At 60.5% G+C, this 22,893-nt stretch carries 18 protein-coding genes; 6 read left to right on the plus strand and 12 right to left on the minus strand.

The window, feature by feature from the left end:
- Positions 1-102 precede the first annotated feature (102 nt).
- Complete coding sequence (locus tag KIP88_RS08910) at positions 103-1,350, minus strand: SMP-30/gluconolactonase/LRE family protein (protein WP_214487527.1); 1,248 nt, start codon at positions 1,348-1,350, stop codon at positions 103-105.
- Positions 1,351-1,642: 292 nt separating this feature from the next.
- Between KIP88_RS08910 and KIP88_RS08915 the strand changes: the two genes are divergently transcribed.
- Positions 1,643-2,953, plus strand: coding sequence for a serine hydrolase (locus KIP88_RS08915; RefSeq protein ID WP_214487528.1), 1,311 nt, complete (start codon positions 1,643-1,645; stop codon positions 2,951-2,953).
- Between the two features lie 11 nt (positions 2,954-2,964).
- On the opposite strand, the gene KIP88_RS08920 is transcribed toward KIP88_RS08915, so the two are convergent.
- The 9 genes from KIP88_RS08920 to KIP88_RS08960 all read right to left on the minus strand — a co-directional run bounded on the left by KIP88_RS08920 (position 2,965) and on the right by KIP88_RS08960 (position 13,020).
- Positions 2,965-3,741 carry a potassium channel family protein gene (locus KIP88_RS08920; protein ID WP_214487529.1) on the minus strand — a complete coding sequence of 259 codons (777 nt, stop codon included), beginning with the start codon at positions 3,739-3,741 and terminating at the stop codon, positions 2,965-2,967.
- Between the two features lie 90 nt (positions 3,742-3,831).
- Positions 3,832-4,827, minus strand: coding sequence for a L,D-transpeptidase family protein (locus tag KIP88_RS08925; RefSeq protein WP_214487530.1), 996 nt, complete (start codon positions 4,825-4,827; stop codon positions 3,832-3,834).
- A gap of 205 nt (positions 4,828-5,032) precedes the next feature.
- Positions 5,033-5,656, minus strand: a complete 624-nt coding sequence (locus KIP88_RS08930) for a flavin reductase family protein (protein ID WP_214487531.1) — start codon at positions 5,654-5,656, stop codon at positions 5,033-5,035.
- 121 nt (positions 5,657-5,777) lie between these two features.
- On the minus strand, positions 5,778-6,383 hold the full coding sequence (locus tag KIP88_RS08935; protein WP_214487532.1) for a TetR/AcrR family transcriptional regulator: 606 nt from the start codon (positions 6,381-6,383) through the stop codon (positions 5,778-5,780).
- Positions 6,384-6,402: 19 nt separating this feature from the next.
- Entirely contained in the window at positions 6,403-9,543 is a 3,141-nt protein-coding gene (locus KIP88_RS08940) for an efflux RND transporter permease subunit (RefSeq protein WP_214487533.1), read from the minus strand.
- Positions 9,544-9,683: 140 nt separating this feature from the next.
- Complete coding sequence (locus KIP88_RS08945) at positions 9,684-10,790, minus strand: efflux RND transporter periplasmic adaptor subunit (RefSeq protein WP_214487534.1); 1,107 nt, start codon at positions 10,788-10,790, stop codon at positions 9,684-9,686.
- Positions 10,791-11,031: 241 nt separating this feature from the next.
- Complete coding sequence (locus KIP88_RS08950) at positions 11,032-11,469, minus strand: hypothetical protein (RefSeq protein ID WP_214487535.1); 438 nt, start codon at positions 11,467-11,469, stop codon at positions 11,032-11,034.
- Between the two features lie 69 nt (positions 11,470-11,538).
- The gene (locus KIP88_RS08955; protein ID WP_214487536.1) at positions 11,539-12,711 is read right to left on the minus strand and encodes a winged helix-turn-helix domain-containing protein; all 1,173 of its coding nucleotides are present in this window, start codon (positions 12,709-12,711) and stop codon (positions 11,539-11,541) included.
- Between the two features lie 78 nt (positions 12,712-12,789).
- Positions 12,790-13,020, minus strand: coding sequence for a hypothetical protein (locus tag KIP88_RS08960; RefSeq protein WP_214487537.1), 231 nt, complete (start codon positions 13,018-13,020; stop codon positions 12,790-12,792).
- A 741-nt stretch (positions 13,021-13,761) separates the two neighbouring features.
- Here KIP88_RS08960 and KIP88_RS08965 point away from each other — a divergent pair.
- The 3 genes from KIP88_RS08965 (at position 13,762) to KIP88_RS08975 (ending at position 17,467) form a co-directional block, all read left to right on the plus strand.
- The gene (locus tag KIP88_RS08965) at positions 13,762-14,394 is read left to right on the plus strand and encodes an OmpA family protein (RefSeq protein WP_214487538.1); all 633 of its coding nucleotides are present in this window, start codon (positions 13,762-13,764) and stop codon (positions 14,392-14,394) included.
- A gap of 885 nt (positions 14,395-15,279) precedes the next feature.
- Positions 15,280-15,948 (plus strand): hypothetical protein, encoded by a 669-nt coding sequence (locus KIP88_RS08970; protein ID WP_214487539.1) that lies wholly within the window; start codon positions 15,280-15,282, stop codon positions 15,946-15,948.
- A 760-nt stretch (positions 15,949-16,708) separates the two neighbouring features.
- Entirely contained in the window at positions 16,709-17,467 is a 759-nt protein-coding gene (locus KIP88_RS08975; protein ID WP_214487540.1) for a calcium-binding protein, read from the plus strand.
- Here KIP88_RS08975 and KIP88_RS08980 read toward each other — a convergent pair.
- Complete coding sequence (locus KIP88_RS08980) at positions 17,399-17,719, minus strand: hypothetical protein (protein WP_214487541.1); 321 nt, start codon at positions 17,717-17,719, stop codon at positions 17,399-17,401. The genes KIP88_RS08975 and KIP88_RS08980 overlap by 69 nt on opposite strands.
- A gap of 105 nt (positions 17,720-17,824) precedes the next feature.
- Between KIP88_RS08980 and KIP88_RS08985 the strand changes: the two genes are divergently transcribed.
- Together KIP88_RS08985 and KIP88_RS08990 are read left to right on the plus strand one after the other, a co-directional pair.
- On the plus strand, positions 17,825-19,573 hold the full coding sequence (locus tag KIP88_RS08985) for a type I secretion system permease/ATPase (RefSeq protein WP_214487542.1): 1,749 nt from the start codon (positions 17,825-17,827) through the stop codon (positions 19,571-19,573).
- Positions 19,570-20,877, plus strand: a complete 1,308-nt coding sequence (locus KIP88_RS08990; protein WP_214487543.1) for an HlyD family type I secretion periplasmic adaptor subunit — start codon at positions 19,570-19,572, stop codon at positions 20,875-20,877. The genes KIP88_RS08985 and KIP88_RS08990 overlap by 4 nt, the downstream gene beginning before the upstream one ends.
- A gap of 361 nt (positions 20,878-21,238) precedes the next feature.
- Here the strand turns inward: KIP88_RS08990 and KIP88_RS08995 are convergent, their stop codons facing one another.
- Positions 21,239-22,861 (minus strand): ATP-binding protein, encoded by a 1,623-nt coding sequence (locus KIP88_RS08995; RefSeq protein WP_214487544.1) that lies wholly within the window; start codon positions 22,859-22,861, stop codon positions 21,239-21,241.
- Between the last annotated feature and the right edge of the window lie 32 nt (positions 22,862-22,893).

Here is a 22,893-nt window from a genome sequence, read left to right on the forward strand (position 1 = left end):
AACCGGAATCCATTCAGCATCAACCTCCGCGGCCCGGTGGATTCCGGGCCTGCGCCCAAGCGGGGCGCATCCCGGAATGACGTAGAAAGAGAGGCTGACCGATCAGCCCGGTCCTGCGCCTTGCGTGGCGGTGTACACGGCGTAGAGCGACTGGCTCGCGGCCATGAACAGGCGGTTACGCTTGGGGCCGCCGAAGCAGACGTTGCCGCACACTTCGGGCAGGCGGATGCGGCCGATCAACTTGCCTTCCGGCGACCACACCGTCACGCCGCTATAGCCGACCGCGCGGCCGGCATTGCTCGAGCACCAGACATTGCCGTTGACATCGCAGCGCACGCCGTCGGGTCCGCATTTCACGCCATCGACCATGAAATCGCTGAACCGCTTGTGGTTGCTGAGCTTGTTGTCGGCGCCGACATCGAACACGAACATGTCGCCCTTGCCGCCCGGACCGGTATCGCCAGGTCCCTTGCCGGTAGAGGCCACGTAGAGCTTCTTGTAGTCCGGCGAGAAGCAGAGGCCGTTGGGATCGGGCACCTGCTCCTCGGTCACCACGAGGTCGATGCGGCCGGAGGGATCGATGCGATAGCAATTGGTCGGCAGTTCGCGCTTGCCCGGCACGAAGCCTGCCGGCTGTCCGATCCGCGGATTGAGCTTGCCGCCGGAATTGCTCGGACCGCCCGCAACATCAGGCTCACCCTCATAGAGCTGCCCGCCATAGGGCGGATCGGTGAACCAGTAGCTGCCGTCCGGGTGGGCGACGACGTCGTTGGGTGAGTTCAGCTTCTTGCCGTTGTAGGAATCGGCCAGCACGGTCGCGGTGCCGTCGTGCTCATAGCGCACCACACGGCGGGTGAGATGTTCGCAGGAGAGCTGGCGGCCCTGGAAATCGAACGAGTTGCCGTTTGAGTTGTTGGAGGGCGTGCGGAAGACGCTGATGTGACCGTCATCCTCGGACCATCGCATCTGCCTGTTGTTGGGGATGTCGCTCCACAAGAGATAACGCCCTTGCGAGCTCCAGGCCGGGCCTTCGGCCCACAATAGCCCGGTGTGAAGGCGCTTGATCGCCGTGTTGGGCTGGGCGAGGTCGTTGAACGACGGGTCGACGGCGATGATATCGGGGTCCCAGAAATAGGTGGTCGGAGCACCGCGCGGACTGAAATCGCGCGGCGGGCTGGTGATCGTCGACGGCGGCGCCACCGGACCGCCTTGAGGGCCGGCTTGGGGTCCCCCTTGGGCCAGCGCGGCGCTTGCCCCTGCCACGGTGGCACCGGCGCATACCGCCAGGCCGTGGACAAGGGTTCGTCGTGATATCGTGGTTTCTGGATCGCGCTGTTCCGGGTGTTGCATCGCATCCTCCCAATGTCTGTGCCGGCCGTTGATCCGGCCTGGCAATCTGAGGTTAATCCGGTCCGTGTCCGGTTGCGAGAACTGGTTTCGATTCCGCTCGCAGTTCAAGCTCGCAATGCATGATGGCATTACCTTGTCGAATTCATCTCCGTCGCTTGTTTGGGCAAGTGCCCAAGTACAGGTGCCAAGTACAAGTGCCCAAGTAGATGCGAGCCGCACGATATGGTAACTATCGTCGGCCGTCGAAGTCGTCGTCAAACCAGTTGATCCGTCGACCGAACGAAAAATATCAATGGGGACGCATACACATAAGGCGTTACGTTGCACCGCTGCATCGCGCGCCGGGCGACTTGCGATTGCAGCGGTCTCGGTCGCGATATGGACCAAAGCGATCGGGGCCAGCCACGCAGCCGACGAAACCGCCCCTTCAGCGGCCAAGCTCGAACGCATCACTGAATTTTTCAACAATGAGGTTGCGACCGGGAAGTTGCCGGGCGCTGTCGTATTGATCCAGCAGCACGGCAGGCCGGTCTATCTGAAAAGTTTCGGCGTCCAGGATGTCGAGACCAAAATTCCAATGACGTCAGACACGATCTTTGCGCTTCATTCGATGACGAAGCCGATTACCAGCGTCGCGGCGATGATGTTGATCGACGCAGGCAAGCTCTCGCCCGCCGATCCCGTGTCCAAATTCATTCCCGGGTTTTCCGACGCGAAAGTACTCGTCCGCTCTGACACTCCTGACAGCCAGAACGTTCTAAAGCTTGTTCCGGCGGATCGGCCGGTGACGATTATGGACCTGCTGCGCCATACGTCAGGCATCACGTACGATTATATCGGTGGCAAGCTGATCATGAAGGCCTACTCGGAATCAGGCCTTTTCGATGGGCGTTACAACAACAAGGTGTTTGCCGATCGCATCGCCAGATTGCCGTTGGCGCGGCAACCCGGCACGCTTTGGCGTTACGGACATTCAACCGACGTCCTCGGGCGCATCATTGAGATCGTATCCGGACAGACGCTCTATCAGTTTGAAAAGCAGCACATCTTCGATCCGCTCGGCATGACCAGCACGAAATTCGTTCTGGAGAGTGCCGACGAACGCGCGCGGATGGCCGAGCCGCTGCCAAGCGATACCATCCTGAAAGATGCAGAGGCTCAACGGCGCGCCCATCCGGAATGGGAGTCCGGTGGCGGCGGATTGGTGTCGACCCTGAATGACTATGCGCGCTTTGCCCAGATGATCCTGGGCGACGGAGAACTCGACGGCAAACGCTACCTTAGCCCGGCCGCATTCAAGTCGATGACATCAGACCATATCGGGCCGGGTTCCGGCGTTGCGCGGGACTATTACTACTTTCCCGGCGATGGCTTTGGCTACGGCTATGGCTTTGCGGTACGCACCGATCCGGGAAATGCCAAACCGCCGCCGCCAGGTTCAATCGGCGAACTCAAATGGGACAGCGGCAGTGGCACCTACTTCGGCGTCGACCCAAAGCTGGACATGATTTACATCCTGCTTGAGCAGACCCAGAACGAACGTGGTCGTATCACACCCGCCTTCAGGAAGCTGGTTTACGACGCGTTTGCCAAGGACAACTGATGATCGCTGCGCTACGTCAAGCCTTCGTCGGGAATATTCAACACGTTGCCGCAGGCCTTGCAGTGCACCGCATCACTATCGTGACGCTGCAATCCACAGGTCGGGCAAGCAAACCGCACCTTGTGTGGAGTCAACAACGCACGGGCGAGATTGAAGAACAGGGTCACGCCGAAAATCATGATGACGACGGTGATCATGCGGCCGGTCGTGCCGGATAGGGTGATGTCGCCGAAGCCTGTCGTCGTCAGCGCCGTCACGGTGAAATACAGCGCGTCCGCATAGTTCGCAATCTGAGGATTGCGAAACTTTTGCGTTTCGTAAACGATCGCGGTCATCACGAAGATGAATACCGCCAGGTTGGTGACGGCGAAGATAACTTCCTCATTGCGCCGGAAGAAACTGCTGTCTTCGCGCAGCCGCACCAGCATCTGGTAGTCGCGCAACAGCCGCAATGTTCGCAGGACACGGAGAAAGCCGCCGGCCTCTCCCGCGAGCGGCGCCAGGAATGAAATGATTGCGATGACGTCGGTCCAGGTCGAGAAGCGCGTGAACTCGAGCAGACGATGCCGGCTGGCGAGCATCCGAGCGGCAAAATCCACGAGGATCACGACGCCGAACAGGACGTCGAGCGTTTCGGTTATCTCGTTGGATGGCAGAAACGATGTGGCGATGATGAACAGAATCGTGACGATATCGAATACCAGCAGCGCATAGCGGAAGCGAACGCCCTCCGGCGTCGCGCCTTCGTAGAGATGTCGAACGGTCTTCCGGAATGTGGCAAACGACATGGCGCTATCTTCACCGCTCGCGCGCATCATTGCAAATGATGGTTGGCGACAATGAAAACTTCAATTCAGAATTCTGCGCCAACCAAGACGTCACTTCTTGTTGGCCGCCTCGCGCTCGATAAAGGTGACTTCCGTGCCCTTCTTCAGCAGCTTCGCCAGCTTGTCGACATCCCAGTTGGTGAGGCGCACGCAGCCGTGCGAGTCAGATTTGCTAACCTTCGAGGGGTGCGGCGTGCCGTGAATGCCATACCCCTCCGATGAGAGGCCGATCCAGTGAGAGCCGGCAGGGTTGTTAGGGCCGGGCTTGATCGTGAAGGCCTCCCTGGATTTGACGCCCTTGAACTTGTAGTCCGGATTGTAGCGGTAATTCGGTCGCGCATCGATCGAGGTCACCTTGAGCACGCCGCTCGGGGTCGGCTTCTCGTCGCTTCCAACGCTCGCCGGGAAGAAGGCGATCAGTTCGCCGGCCTTGCCGAGCGCCTTCACCGTCTGGGCGGACTTGTCGACCTCGACACGCGCAACCGTTGGCCTGGTCTCTTTCATCAATACATTCGCCACCGAGATCGTTTGACCGGGCTCGTCAAATTTCTTGCCGGGGTTGAGGGCTTCCAGGAGCGCTTCGCTCATGTGAAACTTTTCGGCGATGGCCTCGCGCGGGCCGGTGTAGTCCAGCGATTTCAGATCCCTCATGTCCTCCATCTTTGCGGGCAGTTTCTTCAGGAACGGCCCTTTGACGTCCTTCTCCGTGATCTTGTAATCGACGATGACCGGATCCTGACCGGTGGCTAGCAAGGCGCCCCAGACTTCAGAAGTCAGGGGCTGCTTGCCAACGGCGAGGCCCTTGGATTCGACGAATGCCTTCAGGGCTTTTTCGGCATTCTCGCCCAGCTTGCCGTCGATCTCGCCGGGAGAGAAACTGGCACGGTCGAGAAGCACCTGCGCCTTGACGATTGCGGGATTAATCTTGTCGTCAGCGGGCACCTTGCCCTTGAATTCCGCGTTGTTGACCGCCGCGGCGTCAGGACCAGCGAAGGCCGGAGGGGCGAGACAGGCAAGCAGCATCAGCCCGGCGAGCAAGCGGATCATTGGCAATCTCCGAAACAACATCTGATAAAGATTTGGACGGTGCGGAGTTCCATAAGAGGCGCAAGTCGCGTAGCCCGGATGGAACCAACGGGTCGGCGCAAAGCGCCGCCCGATGACAGGCTCCGCGCAATCCGGGGAAGGTCCGTCCGGGGGAAAAGATCCCGGGTTTCGCTTCGCTTCACCCGGGCTACGTTCGGGTAAACGATCAATCCGGGCGGATCATCTCGAACATGTTTTCCGGCTTGATCTCGAAATAGTCGCCGCGGCGGCCGGCACGGACGATCGGATGGGCCAGCCCGGTCTGGTAGACGCCGTCCTTGATGAAGGCCTTGTCGATGTGTACGGCGACGACTTCGCCCAGCGTCAGCCAGGCCTGCGCCTTTTCGCCGTCCTTGCCCTGCAACTGGATGATCTGCGTCAGCTTGCATTCGAAGGCAACAGGGCTTTCCGCCACGCGAGGCACGTTGACGAGCTTGCAGGGCGCGGCCGTCAGCCCTGCGACCTTGAACTCATCGACATCACGGGCAACGTGGGCCGCTGTCGCGTTCATCTGCTTCGCCAGATCCATGGTGGCGAGATTCCAGACGAACTCGCCGGTGTCCTGGATATTTCCAGCGCTGTCCTTCCAGTTGGTGGAGGAGAAGCCGATGATCGGCGGATGATAGCAGAAGGCGTTGAAGAAGCTGTAGGGCGCCAGATTGATGTTGCCGCTGCCATCGCGCGAGGAAATCCACCCGATCGGGCGCGGCGCGATGATGGCGTTGAAGGGGTCGTGCTTGAGGCCGTGGCCGTTCTTCGGCTCGTAGAAGTGCAGGTCTTTTTCGGTCACGCCGGGACTCTTCCGTCATTGCGAGGAGCGAAAGCGACGAAGCAATCCAAGCCGCGTCGCGCGGAGCCAATGGATTGCTTCGCTTCGCTCGCAATGACGGCTGTGTCAAGTAGTGAACGAATCAATTCGCCTTACGCGGCTCAAGGGCCTTGAAAAGGAAATCGATCATCTGGTCGATCGTTGCGCTGGGCTTGTTGATGGCCTGCGCGATCATCTGCGGGTGGAAGAAGCGGACCATGCCAGTGCAGGTGCAGAGCGCCGCCAACGGCAGGTCGGGGGCCTCGAACTCGCCGGACGCCACGCCCTGCGCGATCACCTCGCCGATGATGCCGGTGCAGCATTCGATATGGGCGACGCAGACGTCCCAATCCTCCTCCATCGCGATCTCAACCATCTCGTGGAGCTTGGAGTCGCCGACATAGCGCTCCGTGTTCATCCGGTTGATGGTCTTGAGCAGCTCGCGCAGGCGAGGCTTCGCCGGACCGGGCTGGGCCGCGATCCGTCGCGCTTCGATCTCGACCTCGCCCATCAGGGTTCGCGCCACGCCCTCGTGGATCGACTTCTTCGAATCGAAGAAGCGATAGACGTTGGCGGGGCTCATCCGCAGTTCCTTGGCGATATCGGCGACCGTGGTCTTCTGGTAGCCGATCTGCCTGAACAGACGCTCCGCCACCACGAGAATCCTTTCCCGGGTGTCAGTTTCGATGTTTTCCGAAATCAGCGTCATGTCAGCTCTCAATGTTCAATTATTCTGCGGCGTCGGCAAGCGGAATTGCGTGCGGGCCCTTGATCTGATGCTGCGGCGCAAGATCAGGCTGCTCGGCTTGGCCGCTTTCGTCCAGGCTCTTCCTGAACCACAGGGCATAAAGACCCGGCAGGTACAGCAAGGTCAGGAAGGTTGCAACGAACAACCCGCCCATGATGGTGATCGCCATCGGGCCCCAGAAGGCGGAGCGCGATAGCGGAATCATGGCCAGAATTGCTGCCAGCGCGGTCAGCACCACCGGGCGAGCCCGACGAACGGTGGCCTCGACGATAGCTTCCTTGCGCGTCAGGCCCTGAGAGACATCCGCCTCGATCTGATCGACTAAAATGACCGCGTTACGCATGATCATACCGGCCAGCGCGATCAGGCCGAGCAGCGCCACGAAGCCGAACGGCTGGTTGGCGACATTGAGGCCGAGCGAGGCGCCGACAATGCCGAGCGGCGCGGTCAGGAAGACCAGGACCAGCCGCGAGAAGCTGTGGAGCTGGATCATCAGCAGCGTCAGCATCACCATGACCATCAGCGGGAACAGCACGAAGATCGAGGCATTGCCCTTGGCGGATTCCTCGAACGCGCCGCCCGGCTCGATCCGGTAGGCCGGCTCGAGATGGTCGCGGATTTCCTTCAGCTTGGGCCAGATCTGGTTGGTGACATCGGGCGCCTGAACGCCGTCGACGACGTCGGTGCGCACCGTGATCGCCATGTCGCGGTTGCGCCGCCACATGATCGGCTCCTCATGGGAATACTCGATCTTGGCGATCTGCTGCAGCGGCACGGCAACGCCGTTGCGTGACGTCACAGTGAGGTCACCGACGCTCTTGAGATCGAGCCGCTCGGACGGGACTGCGCGTGCGACCACGCCGACCTTCTCGATGCCATCACGGATGGTCGTGACCTGCGCGCCTGAGATCAGCATGGCGAGCGCCTGCGAGACGTCCTGCGGGGTCAGGCCGAGCGCCCGCGCCCGGTCCTGGTCGACCACGAGCTTCAGGTAGGGCGACTGCTCGTTCCAGTCGAGTTGCGGCTCCACGACGTTGGGATTCTGCTTCATGACGTCGCGCACCTTGTAGGAGATGTCGCGCACGGTGTTTGCGTCGGGGCCGATCACGCGGAATTGGACGGGGAAGCCGACTGGCGGGCCGAAATTGAAGCGGTCGATGCGCACGCGCGCTTCGCTCAGATCGCCCTCGGCGACCGCCTTCTCCAGCCGCGCCTTGATCCGCTCGCGGGCTTCGACGTCCTTTGAGACGATCACGATCTCGGCGAAGGCCTCGTTCGGCAGTTGCGGATTGAGGCCGAGCCAGAAGCGCGGCGAACCCTGGCCGACATAGGAGGTATAGGTCGCGATATCCTTGTCGTCCTTCAGCAGCGCTTCCGCCTTCTTCACGGATTTTTCCGTGACGTTGAAGGCGGTGCCTTCCGGCAGGCGCAACTGCAGGAACAGTTCGGGCCGCTCCGACAACGGGAAGAACTGCTGCTGGACATTGCCGAAGCCCACGATCGAGAGCACGAACACGCCGACGGTCGCCACTACCACCTTGACACGGTGGTCGACGCACCACTGCACCATGCTGCGCAGGATGCGGTAGATCCGTGTCTCATAGACCGCGTGCGGATCGTGGTTGTGGTGGACGGTGATATTGGGCAACAGCTTGACGCCGATATAGGGCGTGAAGATCACCGCGACGAACCAGGAGGCGACCAGCGCGATCGCCACGATCCAGAAAATGCCGCCGGCATATTCGCCGACCGCCGAATTGGCAAAGCCGATGGGGAGGAAGCCAGCGGCCGTGACCAGCGTCCCCGTGAGCATCGGAAACGCAGTTGATTCCCAGGCAAAGGACGCCGCGCGGACGCGGTCCCAGCCCTGTTCCATTTTCACCACCATCATTTCCACGGCGATGATGGCGTCATCGACCAACAGGCCGAGCGCGATGATCAGCGCGCCGAGCGTGATGCGGTGCAGGTCGATCGACATCGCATTCATGACGATGAAGACGATGGCGAGCACCAGCGGCACCGACATGGCGACCACGATGCCCGTGCGCCAGCCCAGCGCCACGAAAGAGACGAACAGCACGATCGCGAGCGCCTCGATGAAGGAATGCACGAACTCGCCGACGGCGCGTTCGACCACCTTCGGCTGGTCGGCGATCTGCTCGACCTCGATACCCTGCGGCACGGCCTTCATGAAATCGTTGGTCGCCTTCTCGACCTCTTTGCCGAGCTCGAGGATGTTGGCGCCCTTGGCGGTGACGACGCCGATGCCGAGCGCGGGCTTGCCTTCCTGACGGGCGACGAAGGTCGGCGGATCGACGAAACCATGCGTGACGGTCGCGATATCGCCGAGCCGGAACACGCGGCCGTTGCTTTCGACCGGGGTCTCGGCAACCGCCTTGGCGCCATCCAGCGCGCCGGTGACGCGCAGCGGCACGCGCTGCGAGGAGGTTTCCACCGTGCCGGCGGGCGTGACGTTATTCTGCTTGGCGAGCGAATCGAACAGCGCCTGTGGCGTGATGCCGAGCGTCGCCAGCTTGGCGTGCGAGAATTCGACGAAGATGCGCTCGTCCTGGGCGCCGTAGAGATTGACCTTGGTGACGCCGGTGACCTTCAGCAGCCGCTGGCGCATGCCTTCGGCGGTCTTCTTCAACTGCGCGTAATCGGCGCCGTCGCCGGTCATCATGTAGAGAATGGAATCGACGTCGGAGAATTCGTCGTTGACGGTCGGCCCGAGCAGGCCCGCGGGCAACTGGCCCTGCACGTCGGCGAGCTTCTTGCGCAGCAGATAAAACAGGTAGGGTACGTCCTTGGGCGGGGTCGAATCCTTGAACGTGACCTGCATCGCCGTGAACGACGGTTTTGAATAGGTCTGCACCTTCTCAAAGTACGGCAATTCCTGGAGCTTCTTCTCGATGGGGTCGGCGACCTGGGTCTGCATTTCCTGCGCGGTCGCGCCGGGCCAGATCGCCGAAACGTTGACCACCTTCACCGTGAAGAACGGATCCTCGGCGCGGCCGAGCCGCTCGTAGGAGAAGAAGCCGGCAGCGCCCAGCATGATCATCAGGAACAGGATCAGGGTCGGATGGCTCACCGCCCAGCCCGAGAGATTGAAGCGCTTCATGTCACTCTCCAACTTCGAAATCTGTTTGCATTTCCACCGTCATTGCGAGCGAAGCGAAGCAATCCATCCAGCCACGGAAAGAAAGAGTGGATTGCTTCGTCGCGTACGCTCCTCGCAATGACGGCCAGGCAATGACGGGACTAGAACGACAGCGACGAGACCACCCGGACCTTCTGAGCCGGATCGATCTTCTGCACGCCGAGCGCGACCACCTTGGCGCCGTCGTTGACGCCGCCGGAGATCACGACGGCATTGCTCTCGTAGGACTTCACGACGACCGGCTGCAGTTTCACCGCGCCGGCATCATCGACGGTATAGAGCGAGGGGTTGCTGCCCTGGCTGAACAGCGCCGACAGCGGCAGTTTGGCGACGCGCTCGGTGGCGGCATCCGCCAGCGTCAGCGTCGCGGTCATGCCGAGCGAGACCTTGTCATCGGCTTCCGGCAGCGAGAACTTTGCAAGATAGGTCCGGGTCGCCGGATCGGCCGAGGGCGCGATCTCGCGCAGCTTCGCGGTATATTTCTTTTCCGCATCCGACCACAGCGTCACGGTGGCAGTGCCGGACTTCGCGCGGCCGACCAGCGTCTCGGGGATCGCGACCACGGCTTCCTTTTCGGCAAAGCGCGCGACGCGGATCGCGGTCTGGCCGGAGGCCACGACCTGGCCGGGATCGATCAGGGTCGCGGTGACGACGCCGCGGCTGTCGGCCAGCAGCGTTGCATAAGAGAGAGAGTTCTTGGTGAGTTCGACCGAGCGCTCGGCGCGATTGAGACGGGCGCGCGCTTCATCGGCGGCGGCGCGGCTCTGATCCATCTGGGCGTCGGTGGTCCAGCCCTTGGCGCGCAGATCCTTGGCGCGCTGCTCGGACGCGCCAGCTTGTGCCAGCACGCCAGTGGCGGCGCGGAATTCGGCCTCGGCCTGCTCGGCCTGCAGCTTCAGGTCGACCTCGTCTAGAGTGGCCAGCGGCTGGCCGATATCGACGGTCTGGCCAACTTCGACCAAGCGCCTCGCGACCTTGCCGGGAACCCGGAAGCCCATGTCAGTTTCGATGCGGGGGCGGATGGTGCCGACAAAGCTTCGCTCGGGCGTCTCAGCCACATAATGGACGGTGGCGACCAGAACCGGGCGACCGGGGGCGGCCGTTTCAGCGGCTTTCTCGTTGCAGCCGGTCAAGGCGAACACCGCAAACGCCAGCGACGCCCCTGTCAAGAGCCTGTAATAGCTAGCAAAAATGGAACGGGCGAACATCGGACTCTCCATCGCAGGATCTGATGAAGAGTATTGAATGCTCACTGACGATTGTCAACATTCGTCAGTGGTCATCATTTCGTGATGGAAAATGGGGTTATGAGGTAATTGCTTTCTTAGAAACCGGTGGTGGACGGGACGGCCAAAACCGTGCCCGTCCCCAGTAAACGTAGCCTGCATTGAAGCGGTGAAAGCCGGGCTATGCGGCTGCTTCGCTACTCCGCCGAAACCTGCCGTTATTTTATCCGGCGCGGCGGGCTTTCTTGCGCGTCTTTGTAGGAACGCTCTTCCTGGCACTCCTCGCGACCTTCCGCGCAGGACCGGACTTCTTGTTGCTCGATTTCTTGCTGGCGGCCTTCTTGGCCGTATTCTTCGAGCTCGCAGATTTCGTCGTCCTTGCCTTGGCCGGACCAGCTTTCGTTGCCTTGGCTGCCGGCGCGCTGCGCCGCTTCTTCGCCGCGCGCTTCCGCCGTTCGGGGGCGGCTGCAACCGGCGGCACCATCAGCGGATCGGAAACGAGGCCGTCGGCGGCGAGCGGCACATAGGCTGCCGCGCGTTCGTCGGCTCTCAAGGCCGGTTCATCCGACTTCAGCGCCTGGCTCGCAGCTTCCGTCGCGGTGCTGGCAATGTCCTTCACCGCGTCGGTGAATTTTTCCAAAATCGATTTGTCCTTGTCCATGTCGGCTCCCTCAGCTTCCTGACATGGAACTAACCAACCCGACGGCGCCGGGTTCCTGGACGGAAACCCCTACTCCGCCAACTGAAACCGCTCGAACCGGTCCAGTTCTTCCTCGATGCGGCGCTTGTAGTCCTTGCGCGCGCCCTTCGCTGAGCCCTTGCCGACCCAGCTCCATTTCTGCATCAGCAATTTCTTGTTCTGGCGGTCGGTCTTCAGATCGATAGCGGCGACGATGTCGCTGCCTGCCAGGACCGGCAGCGCGAAATAGCCGAACAGGCGCTTCTCCTTCGGCACATAGGCCTCGAAGCGGTGGCCGTAATCGAAAAACAATTCGGTGCGCTTGCGCTGGATGATCAGGGGGTCGAACGGCGAGAGGATGTGCACCGGGCCATCGCCCGCCTCTGCCGGCGGGGTAACCTCCAGCACCTCGGGCAGCGCCCAATGCTCCTGCTTGCCGGCGCCTTCGAGCGCGACCGGCACCAATTCCTTGCGCCGCACCCGCGCCTCGATCAATCGCCGTACCGCCGCCTTGCTCGGCGCGTCGAGATGGCAGATGGAATCGAGGCTGACGAGGCCTTGCGAGCGCAACGCGCGATCGAGCAGGTAGGCGGTGAGTTCCGCCGAGGTCGCCGGCTTCGGCGGCTTGTCCCAGCCGAAATGCCGCGTCATCAGCTCATAGGTCTTGAGCATGCCGGTGCGTTCGGAGATCGTCACCTCGCCGGTGTAGAAGGCAAGCTGCAGTGCCCGCTTCGAGGGTTTGCGGCTCTGCCACAGATGTTCCTTCTCGGTCAGCACGTCGTCCTCGATGTCGCGGATGGTCAGCGCGCCGTCGCGCCGCAGCAGCCGCATCACCTTCCTTGTGTCCTCCGGCTTGACGGAAGCAAACCATCTGTGGCCCTCGCGCCGGTGCTCTCGCATCGCCGGGACGAAGAAGCGAATATCCTTCGCCGGCACATAGGACAGCGCATGCGTCCAGTATTCGAACACGCTCTTGTCGACGCTCTGCGCCTGGCGCAGGTCCGCGCGGGCATAGGCCGGGATGCGGCTATAGAGAATGTGATGATGGCAGCGCTCGATGACGTGGATGGTGTCGATCTGCACATAGCCGAGATGGTCCACCGCCGCCGCAACCGCCTGCGGTCCGGCGCCGAACGGCTCGTTCGTATCGAGCCGCTGGGCATGCAGCCAGATTCGCCGGGCCTCGGTTTTGGCCAGGGGGTGGGGTTCAGTCGCGCGGGGCATCGCGCGGCAATGTAGCGGGATTCGCGCGCGTGGGGAGTCCCGGGTTCCGAGGTCGCCACTTCGCCGCGCAAACTCACCTCACCGCTTTTGCCGCTCCCCCACGCTGCCGGTTGCGATTTCGGCCTCGCAGGAGGCGCGGCCGGCCTGGGGCGCATGGCATTTGTAGACGTGGCCGGTGAGGCGATCGACCAGCCACGCGCTCTCCTCTGTCGGGCTTTCAAACCCGACATAGCGGCTGCCGAGCGCGTTGATCAGCGTCGACAGCAAAATTGCAGCGGCGATCATCGCCGCGCCGATCAGTGTTGGCATTGAACTTCCGGAACCAGCAGGCTCCGATGCGCTGGTGCGATAACCCTGGTACTCACGCTGACGCTTGACTGACTGTAACACCCGCCCCGCCCGTTTGGTTGCCCCGAACGAATTCTTCTTCAGATTTTTTGTGAGTAGATTTGCTAGGCGCGCATCTGGCCGATTTGTTGTCCACAGATCGGCGCTGGCGCGACGGCACACAGTTTTTCTTTTCTGTAGCCTGCGGCGTGAAGTGATGCAGCGGTCGCTTATCCCGCAAGACTACGGATGCCAGCCCGCACCGTCCTGTCACTGCAGTGCGTTGTGCTGCGGCACATTGAGATCGCCGCGCCACGCAGCGCGAGTTGCCTCCACCTTGCCGGAAGCCCTGATGTCGAAGTCGAGGCCAGCCAGGCGGCGCCCGACATCGCGGCAGCGGGTCGCGGTTGAGCCTGCGACGTCCGGCCTGGGTAGCGTCTGCGAGAAGGCGACCCGCTTCCGCGTCGCTGATCGAAAGGGTGCTTCAGATCACGCAAGCCAGATTGGATGATTGGTCTACCGAAGATGCCGCGAGACGTAAAAATGACGGCGTATCGGCTTCAAACATCCCTGCGATGCCGACTCAAGCCAGCCCTAGTCGGAAAGCTGGCGTTATCAATGTGACTTGAATCACATTGTCCGCTTTGAACCCGTCCTATCCTCGAAGCATCAAAACGTCATGCACGCCACTTTGCAGGGCGTTTAACAGTGAGGATTAAGACAATGACCCGCTTTCTTTCCATCATGACTATCAGCGCCGCGCTGTCGATGACGGCAGGCCTGGCTGCCGCCGGCGACACCGTCTCGGCCGACAAGATCCTGGATGCCCTGAAGCCGAAGCCGGGCGCGACCCGCGGCCTTTCGACCGGCCCGCAGCAGCCGGTCGACTCCGCCGTACAGGCCAAGGAAATCGGCTTCGTCAACACGCTGCGCAATCGCAAGACGCGGTCGCTGTCGCTCGGCGAGCGCCAGGAAATTGCGGAACTTGCCGCGAGCAAGCCGAAGATCGATCTCGAAATCCAGTTCGACTACAACTCGGCCGACATCAGCAAGGGCTCGGTGACCGCCGTGCAGGAACTCGGCAAGGCGCTCTCCGATGCGAGCCTGAAGGGGTCGACCTTCGTGGTTGCCGGTCATACCGACGCGATCGGCGGCGAAGCATATAACCAGGATCTTTCCGAGCGCCGCGCCGACACGATCAAGAAGTACCTGACCGAGAAGTACGGCATCACCGGTTCCAACCTCGTGACCGTCGGTTACGGCAAGACCAAGCCGAAGGATGCGAATGCACCGATGGACCCGGCCAACCGCCGCGTTCAGGTCGTCAACATGGACACCAAGACCGCGTCGAAGTGAGGTCTTGAAGGCCAATCCGCCTGCCGCTTGCGGCAGGCGGATTTCCATTTGTCACGACCGCGACGCGACATGACGGCTCTAGCTAACGTGCCGGAACGATATCCAACCTTTGCCAAGTCCGTGGCCAAGCCTGGGTGTCTTGCCGCGGGGGATCCGCTACATCGCTATCGGCGCGCAGCATAACTGGCTTAGGGCGCTTTGACAGTCCGCCAAGTGCTGCCTTTTGTGCGATCCAACTACGGCTTCGAAAGCTATCGAGCAGGTTCAAATCGGGGATACGCAACTACCGATTCTTGCGATTGGTTGAACGGGCAATTCCACGGCTCGCTGCATAGCAACGGCGCCCGCCCCACCAAAGAGGGACACTTCTTTTCCATCCCCGGACCAACCGGTGAGGGGCGCATCCCTCAGCGAGTGTAGCTTCAGAATCCGTCGTCGGCCGGAGTGAGCCGGGCGCGTGCCTGCGACAACACGTCGTAAGGCTGTCCACGATGGAGCTCGGTGCACGCGTTCAACGATCTTGGCTGTGATCGATGTCACCGCCGTCCAGCGCGAAGGGTCCTCGCCCTCGTGATCCCAAGCCATCTGAACCGCACGGGCCCGGGCGCTCGGTGAAACTTGTTCGTCGTTTTGCCTGTCATGGCTCTACCTCTAAGGAGTTCGGCAAACCGGGGCGCGGTTCAGCTTCGCTGCGGAAACCTGTTGAGGGTCCACAGTTAACAGCTAGGATCGGCAAGTCCTGCCTTCTCCGGCAGGACTTGCCGATCCCTTGCGTGCATTGGCCACGGAAACATCGGTATTTTCAAGCCTTTTCCCCCTGGCCCAAGACTTGCCTTTAGGTTGAGTACTGGGGAATCAAGTTGAGTGCTGAGGAAAGGAAGATCCATGATCTCAGGTATGTCTAACGTCGCGTCGAGTTACTTACGCCCCGCATCGACGTTCACTCCAAGTTCGACATTGACACCGGCCGACGCCCAGTCGGATGCGTCGGCCCCGACGGATGCGGGGGCGAACAGCCCCCGGATCAACGTCTCTCAACTCAAGCCGCTGCAAGGGGCCAGGTTCATATCGGCGGCCGACGATCCCGTTTTGCACGACTTGTTGGCGACGAACTGGCTGACGACCCATGGCACGAGCGCAACGCAATCGTTCGTCTCAGACGATGCGCCCCAGAACACCTACGCGCAGGTGAAGGTCGACGGCAAGGTGGTCGCCACCCTGTACAACGGCGGATCCTCGACGATAACCAACGAGGCGGCGGCGAAGCTCGGCGACCTGCAGGACCCACCGGGTCTCAGCGGACCAAACCTAGCGCAGTGGCGAGCCGACAACTATGCAAGACTGCTTGGCGGAACAGTCGAGAAAGCTCCCACCGCAATCACGCAGTCTCAATGGACGCCGCACGAAAGCAACTCCACTACCTATAGCCGCGATCAACTCGACGCGGCGTTCCAGGCAATGTTGGCTGAGGGTCAAAAGGCCACTGCGCAACGCCAATCGTCCTACCTCGCGTCACAGGCGCAGGCCGGCACAAGCGCGGATTTCAGCGCCTGACCATGATATGAATGGCTTGTCTCCCTGGCGACACCAGTAACGATCTGCTCGCCGAAATCCGGTTCGCTCGGATTCCTGGCGGGCACGAGTGCTGAGGACGAGGAGTGCGAATGACCATTGCAATGAGCTATTTGCGCCCTGCAAACATACAGGACGGCACTGACGCCGGCCGACGTCGATTCGGCTCTGACGTGGAATCCTGAGTGCAAACCAAACCCGGAATGCCGGACTCAGGTCGAATGGATTTACGGAGATGCCAAAGACAATATTTGAATGCGCGTCTTGTCTGCCAAGAAATTTTGCCAATGTGATTTGAGCACACAAGCAGTTCCAAGTGGGCCAAGCGCCGAACAGCCATAACTTGGATTGAAAGCGCCACGATATCTGACGATGAAAGCGACGCCCTCTGCTCCCTTGGCTTTCTTCGAATTTCAATCAATGTTGAATGTAATATCTGCTGCGTAAGATCGGATCGCCGACCGTGGCTTCTTAACAGCCCCGTTCGATGGTCGGAGCTTTCAAATTTGTGTCGGGAAAGTTCTTGCCCCTACGCTTTGCCCGACGACGTCGTCATAGACAATCTCTGCCCACAAGCGCAAAGCGATTCGCCGGCTCATCCATGCAGCTGGCGCAGCCCGTGTAGTCAAATTCACACACTACCTTAGATTGACGCGCGTGTTATACACGGCATGCGGTTCGGGTCGAGTGTTCGCATCGTGCTGGTACCGGCCACCGCATTGTCACTCCCAATGAGGCTCACATGGCATTATGGAACGGAAGCAGCGCTAACGATCTTATCGACTGGAGCACGCGTCCACTCGACGGAACTGGCGACACTGGGCACTCCATGAATGGTTTTGGCGGCGATGATCAGATCATAGGCAGCAACACGCTGTCGAATATCATCGACGGCGGGACCGGTAACGACCGAGTCACCGGTGGCAATGTTGCCGACATCCTGCTCGGCGGCGATGGCAATGACACGCTGATAGGTAATGGCGGTAACGACAACCTGACCGGCGGGATAGGCAACGATATCCTTGATGGCGGAGCCGGTGGCGACGTCATGCGTGGTAATCAAGGCAACGACGAATATCAAATTCGGATCAGTAATGCTGGCATCGACATCGCCGCCGATGATCTCAGCGCCGCCAATGTCACCGGCTTTGGCGGGGGAACAGCAGATACTATCCGTGTTTTGGATAGTACCGGCGCGACCCTGATGTTATTCCAGAACGGCAATGATTTGTTGGTCACCAACGCGGCCGATGTCTCGGATGGATTCATCGACAGTGGCGTGGCCATCTACAACTTCTTCCTAGGCGGCAACAATGTTGTCGAATTCGCCATCGGCAGCGACGGCAACGGATATGATCTGACGACGCTGCTTTCGCCATCGCCTATGGCGCGGGCGGCTCAACCGGACGCCTCGGCCGACTACGCCCCCGTCTCATTCGACGGCCACGAGGTCCTGCAATTGCAGGCGCTCCCCCTGCAGCACGAGGATCTTCTGCTCTAGCCGCGAGTTCTTAGCGGAATGGGCGAAATACTGGCAACCGGCGACTCCCTTCTGGTTGATCAGCAATTCGCGTTTCAGAAAGATCCGGGTTCCTGTTAGCCGGCGGATAGATTGGAGTTGATCGCATTCGCCGGCAAAGCCATCTGGGATCGGGTTCACATCATCAGCGCAGCAGCTTCTGTCCCTTCCGTGCCGAACATCATCGGCACGGAAGGCGATGATGTCCTTCTGCCACTGCAGAGCAAACTTCATCGATGATCGTGGCTGAAAACGATGCGCTGCGCGACGGCCACAGAATCATCGGAAACGTATGAGTCGGCTTTACCATGAGGGATACGCCTACCAGGCTTGAGAGACATGGCAAGCAAAGTTCCGGAAGACGAGTTGCGGCTGGCACTGGCTGCGTGCCACCGCGCATTGGTGGTGGTCGCGATCGCCAGTGCGATCATCAATGCTCTCTATTTGACCGGCTCGTTCTATATGCTGCAAGTCTACGATCGAGTGATTCCCAGTCGCAGCGTCGCAACGCTCGTCGGCCTCTCCATACTCGTCATGCTGCTCTATGGATTCCAGGCGATACTCGACTTGATCCGTGGGCGAATGCTTGTCAGGATTGCCCGATCTCTCGGGCAAGACCTAAGCCTGCGCGTTTATCATTCGATTTCACGGCTGTCGCTGACGAGCCGAAGCGTCGGCGACGGGTTGCAGCCGATGCGGGACCTCGATCAGGTGCGCGGTTTTCTTTCGAGTCCAGGGCCGCTGGCGTTTTTGGACCTACCCTGGCTCCCGTTCTATGTCGGAATCTGTTTTTTATTTCATTTCTGGATCGGGTGCGCGGCTCTCCTTGGCGCCCTGTTTCTCGTGATGCTGACTGTCCTCACTGACCGATTCACCAAAGGGCCGCAGCGGGCGGCCACAGCTTTCGCAGTCCGGCGAAACGCTCTTGCCGAATCTTCCCGCAGAAATGCCGAAGCTCTTTATACCATGGGAATGACCTCGCGTCTGGCGGCTCAGTGGGGCGAGGCAAATGTAAAATATCTTGATGCCCAGCAGCGAACGAGCGACATCGGCGGCGGCTTCGGCGCGATCTCAAAAACAGCGCGCATGGTGCTGCAATCCGCTATGCTCGGCATCGGCTCCTATCTCGTTATCAATCAACAGGCGACGGGTGGCGTCATCATCGCCGGCTCGATCATAGGCGGGCGAGCCCTGGCGCCGATCGATCTGGTAATTGTGCATTGGAAGAACTTCGTTTCTTGCCGGCAAAGCTGGCACCGTCTCAATGACCTGCTGCGGCTGCTTCCTGAGCCCCCAAATCAGATGGCGCTGCCAAAGCCCGCTGCCACATTCGAGGTTGAGACAATCAGCGTCGTTCCGGCTGGCGAAACGCGGATCGTGGTTCATGACGTATCCCTTCGTCTCGAGAAGGGCCGCGGCCTCGGCATCGTCGGGCCGAGTGCCGGCGGCAAGTCATGCCTCGTTCGTGCGCTGGTAGGAATTTGGAAGCCCGTCCGGGGCACAATCCGCATCGACGGCGCAGCGCTCGATCAATGGCTTCCGGAAACGTTGGGCCAGTATATCGGCTATCTGCCGCAAGATGTCGAGCTTCTCGCTGGTACCGTGGCGGAGAACATTTCAAGGTTTGAGCCTGGCGCCGACGCCGCCAAAGTCTTGGCAGCCGCAAATCTTGCGGGGGTCCATGATCTGATCCTGAGGTTGCCGAACGGATACGAGACCAATATCGGCGAAAATGGCAGTTCGCTTTCGGCCGGGCAGCGGCAGCGCATTGCTCTTGCGCGCGCGCTCTATGGTGACCCGTTTCTTGTGGTGCTTGATGAGCCGAACTCTAATCTCGACCCTGAGGGCGAGGAAGCTTTGACCCGGGCCATACTTGCCGTTCGCGCACGTGGCGGGATCGCCATTGTGGTTGCACACCGCCCGAGCGCGCTGTCCGGTGTTGATCTCGTCATGGTCATGGCGCAGGGGAGGTGTCAAGCGTTTGGACCTAAAGAGGAGGTATTGTCGAATATGCCTCGTCGTCCTTCTGCACCACCAACACTAGGAGCGCGCAGGGTCCTGAACGAAATCGGTGTGTCACCGCCATGAGTGACTCCCTGCCAAACATGAGGTCGTCGTTGCGGCGCCACATCTGGGCTGTTGCGACAATTTCGGTCATCTTGGTCATTGGCCTCGGCGGTTGGGCGACGACCATGGAATTTTCTGGTGCGGTAATCGCCTCCGGCCAACTTGTTGTCGAAACCAATGTAAAGAAGGTTCAGCATCCGACAGGGGGGGTGATCAGCGAACTGCGGGTTCGGGACGGTAGCGAAGTCCAAGCCGGGGACATCATCGCGCGGCTGGATGAGACGCAAACGCGGGCGAACCTGGCGATCGTGATCAAGGCACTTGATGATCTCGGAGCGCGCCAGGCACGCGAACAGGCTGAGCGGGACGGGCTAGATCTCATCCGGTTTCCTCAATGGTTGCTCGATCGGATGGATGACCATAACGTTTCAGAAGCCGTCAACGGAGAGCAGAAGCAATTTGAGACGCGCCGCCTAGGCCGTACTGGCCAACGCTCCCAGTTGAAGGAACGTATTGTTCAACTGCATGAAGAGGCTGCGGGCTATGAGGCGCAGATAGGTTCAAAAGTTAAACAGGTTGAATGGATCACCAAAGAGCTTGAAGGCGTAAACAAGCTTTGGCGTCAGAACCTCATTCCTTACGCCCGCGTGACAAGTCTGGAGCGCGAGAAGGAACGCCTTGAAGGGGACCGCGGTCAACTGCTCGCATCGATTGCGCAATCCAAGGGAAAGATCGCTGAAATCGAAATCCAGATCTTACAGATCGACCAGGACATGCGCACCGAAGTCGGGAAGGATCTCGCCGACATTCGGGGAAAAATCGCGGAGTCAGTCGAAAAGAAAGTCGCGGCCGAGGATCAGCTCAAACGCGTCGATATTCGCGCACCACAGTCGGGTTATGTTCACCAGCTCTCCGTTCATACCGTCGGAGGCGTCGTCGCTCCAGGTGAGCAGATGATGCTGATCGTACCCAGCGTCGACCTACTCAACGTGGAAGCCAAGGTTCAGTCCCAGGATGTCGACCAAGTCTATATCGGGCAGAAAGCAGTTTTGCGGTTCTCATCTTTCAGCCAAAGCACAACACCTGAATTGAATGGGTTGGTGCAGCAGATCTCGGCAGATGTAAGCGAGGATCAGAAAACCGGCGCTCGCTACTACACGCTTCGCATAAGCATCCCCGAGAACGAGCTCAAGCGGTTGGGTAAGCTCAAGCTCATTCCGGGTATGCCTGTCGAAGCCTTTGTACAGACGACTCCGCGCACGGTGTTTTCGTTTCTTACCAAGTCGCTTGGCGACCAGATCGTGCTTGCCTTTCGTGAGAAGTAGCAGTCCTTTTGCAACATATTAGAGGCGGCAGACCGGCACCAGGATGGAAGTCAGAGTCTGGAATCGTGCTGAGGAGGCGCGCTTTGGTTCTCGGCTGCGGGGTTTACAATTCAACCTAGTAACGCTGCCCGTAGCCGGGCCTGCTCCGTCGCGCGCCCCCGCGGTCCCGGGAAAAACTAAGCCCGTCCCGGCGGTTAGACCGGGACGGTGAGTGAATTATAACAAAGTGGTTGCAGGGACCTGCAACCATATCAAATTGCTATTTGAGGCAGCGGCTTGAACGGGTCCATCAGTCGGCCGATCCGTGGGCAATATGAGAACCGAAACGCCAGCGACTAACTGGCTCTCGATCCGTCGCAATCTACGTCTTATCGAGAATCTCCCTGATCTTTGCCGCCAGCAAAACCTGGGTGACGGGCTTTTGCAGCAGCGACACGCCGGCATCCAGCCGGCCCTGATGCACGATCGCATCCCGCGAATATCCGGTCATGAACAGGACCCTCAGGCCGGATTGCCGGTGATGCAGTTGATCGGCCAGCTCGCGGCCGTTGAGGCCGGGCATTACGATGTCGGTCAGCAACAGATCGATCCGGAACGGACTGGCGTCGAACAGTGCCAGCGCGGCAGCTCCGTTCGCCGCCTCACGAACCCGGTAGTTCAGGTCCTTTAACGTCTCGACCAGATAGGACCTCACATCGCATTCGTCCTCGACCACCAGGACGGTCTCGCTCCCCGAACTGCCGACCAGGGGCGCCTCGCTCTGTCCGACGGTCTCGGGAGCGGCAGCGGCGCGGGGCAAGTAGATCCTGATTGTCGTTCCCTGCCCGACTTCGCTGGATATCTTGATCTCGCCGCCGGACTGCTTGACGAAGCCATAGGCCTGGCTCAATCCGAGGCCGGTGCCCTGCCCCGGTTGCTTGGTCGTGAAAAACGGGTCGAACGCTTTCTCCTGAACTTCCCGCGGCATTCCGGAACCGGTATCGCTCACGGCGACCAATACATATTGCCCGGCCGGCACACCTGCGTTCTGTTGCAGATAGCCCTCGTCGACAGAAACGTTGCTGGTCTCGATCGTCAGCTTGCCGCTGTTGGCCATCGCGCCCGAAATTTTGGCGTTCATGGCGTCCTTGGCGTTCACGACAAGATTGAGAATCGCCGCTTCCAGCTGGCTAGGGTCGACCTCGATCTGCCATAGGCCGGCTCCCTCCACGACTTCGAGCTCGACGTTCTCGCCCAGCGTACGCCTGAAGAAATCCGACATGCCGGCGATCAATTGACCGACGTTGGTCAGTTTGGGATCGAGCGGCTGCCTCCGCGCAAACGCCAGCAAGCGCTGCGTCAGCATCGCCGCGCGCTGCGCGCCGTTCGCGGCGTTGGCGATCACGCGCGTCAGCCGTTCGCGGGTGGCATCGCTCCACGAGTGCAAACAGCGATCGGCGATCTCGAGATTGCCGCTGATGATGGTGAGCAAATTGTTGAAATCGTGCGCCACGCCGCCGGTCAATTGTCCGATCGCCTCCATCTTCTGCGACTGTCGCAGCATGTCTTCGGCTTCGCGCCGGTACATGCCCTCCTGCGCCAGGGCGACTTCGGCCGCACGAAGCTGCGATGGCGAGGGCAGCGCGAGCACCTTCGGCAACAGCGGCCACAGCATCGCCGCGGTCACGATCGACGCCGCCGCGGTCATCGCCTTGACAATGCCTTCGATGCCATAGACCGGATACCAAAGCGTGATGATCGACATAATGTGCCCGACGCCGCACGCCATGATGAACAGCGCGAACGCCCAGAACACCCATCCGAAATCCACATCGCGGCGCTTCGAGACGAAGATCGACAACGCAACGGGAATCGAAAAATAGGCGGAGGCAATAACCATATCCGACGCGACGTGGAGCCAGATCAACTGCGGTTCCCACAGCAGGCATATTCCGTGCGGTGCGAACATCGATGAATCGAGCAGACGTTCGAAGAAGGCCCACATGCCGTTCGTTCCTTAAAACGGGGATTCGAGCG

The organism is Bradyrhizobium sp. SRL28 (assembly GCF_018596315.1).
In the GTDB taxonomy this organism is placed as follows: Bacteria; Pseudomonadota; Alphaproteobacteria; order Rhizobiales; family Xanthobacteraceae; genus Bradyrhizobium.

Coding starts and splice junctions, on each gene's coding strand:
- KIP88_RS08910 (WP_214487527.1), bottom strand. CDS start 1,350: ATGCAACACCCGGAACAGCGCGATCCAGAAACCACGATATCACGACGA.
- KIP88_RS08915 (WP_214487528.1), top strand. CDS start 1,643: ATGGGGACGCATACACATAAGGCGTTACGTTGCACCGCTGCATCGCGC.
- KIP88_RS08920 (WP_214487529.1), bottom strand. CDS start 3,741: ATGTCGTTTGCCACATTCCGGAAGACCGTTCGACATCTCTACGAAGGC.
- KIP88_RS08925 (WP_214487530.1), bottom strand. CDS start 4,827: ATGATCCGCTTGCTCGCCGGGCTGATGCTGCTTGCCTGTCTCGCCCCT.
- KIP88_RS08935 (WP_214487532.1), bottom strand. CDS start 6,383: ATGACGCTGATTTCGGAAAACATCGAAACTGACACCCGGGAAAGGATT.
- KIP88_RS08940 (WP_214487533.1), bottom strand. CDS start 9,543: ATGAAGCGCTTCAATCTCTCGGGCTGGGCGGTGAGCCATCCGACCCTG.
- KIP88_RS08945 (WP_214487534.1), bottom strand. CDS start 10,790: ATGTTCGCCCGTTCCATTTTTGCTAGCTATTACAGGCTCTTGACAGGG.
- KIP88_RS08950 (WP_214487535.1), bottom strand. CDS start 11,469: ATGGACAAGGACAAATCGATTTTGGAAAAATTCACCGACGCGGTGAAG.
- KIP88_RS08955 (WP_214487536.1), bottom strand. CDS start 12,711: ATGCCCCGCGCGACTGAACCCCACCCCCTGGCCAAAACCGAGGCCCGG.
- KIP88_RS08960 (WP_214487537.1), bottom strand. CDS start 13,020: ATGCCAACACTGATCGGCGCGGCGATGATCGCCGCTGCAATTTTGCTG.
- KIP88_RS08965 (WP_214487538.1), top strand. CDS start 13,762: ATGACCCGCTTTCTTTCCATCATGACTATCAGCGCCGCGCTGTCGATG.
- KIP88_RS08970 (WP_214487539.1), top strand. CDS start 15,280: ATGATCTCAGGTATGTCTAACGTCGCGTCGAGTTACTTACGCCCCGCA.
- KIP88_RS08975 (WP_214487540.1), top strand. CDS start 16,709: ATGGCATTATGGAACGGAAGCAGCGCTAACGATCTTATCGACTGGAGC.
- KIP88_RS08980 (WP_214487541.1), bottom strand. CDS start 17,719: ATGAAGTTTGCTCTGCAGTGGCAGAAGGACATCATCGCCTTCCGTGCC.
- KIP88_RS08985 (WP_214487542.1), top strand. CDS start 17,825: ATGGCAAGCAAAGTTCCGGAAGACGAGTTGCGGCTGGCACTGGCTGCG.
- KIP88_RS08990 (WP_214487543.1), top strand. CDS start 19,570: ATGAGTGACTCCCTGCCAAACATGAGGTCGTCGTTGCGGCGCCACATC.
- KIP88_RS08995 (WP_214487544.1), bottom strand. CDS start 22,861: ATGTGGGCCTTCTTCGAACGTCTGCTCGATTCATCGATGTTCGCACCG.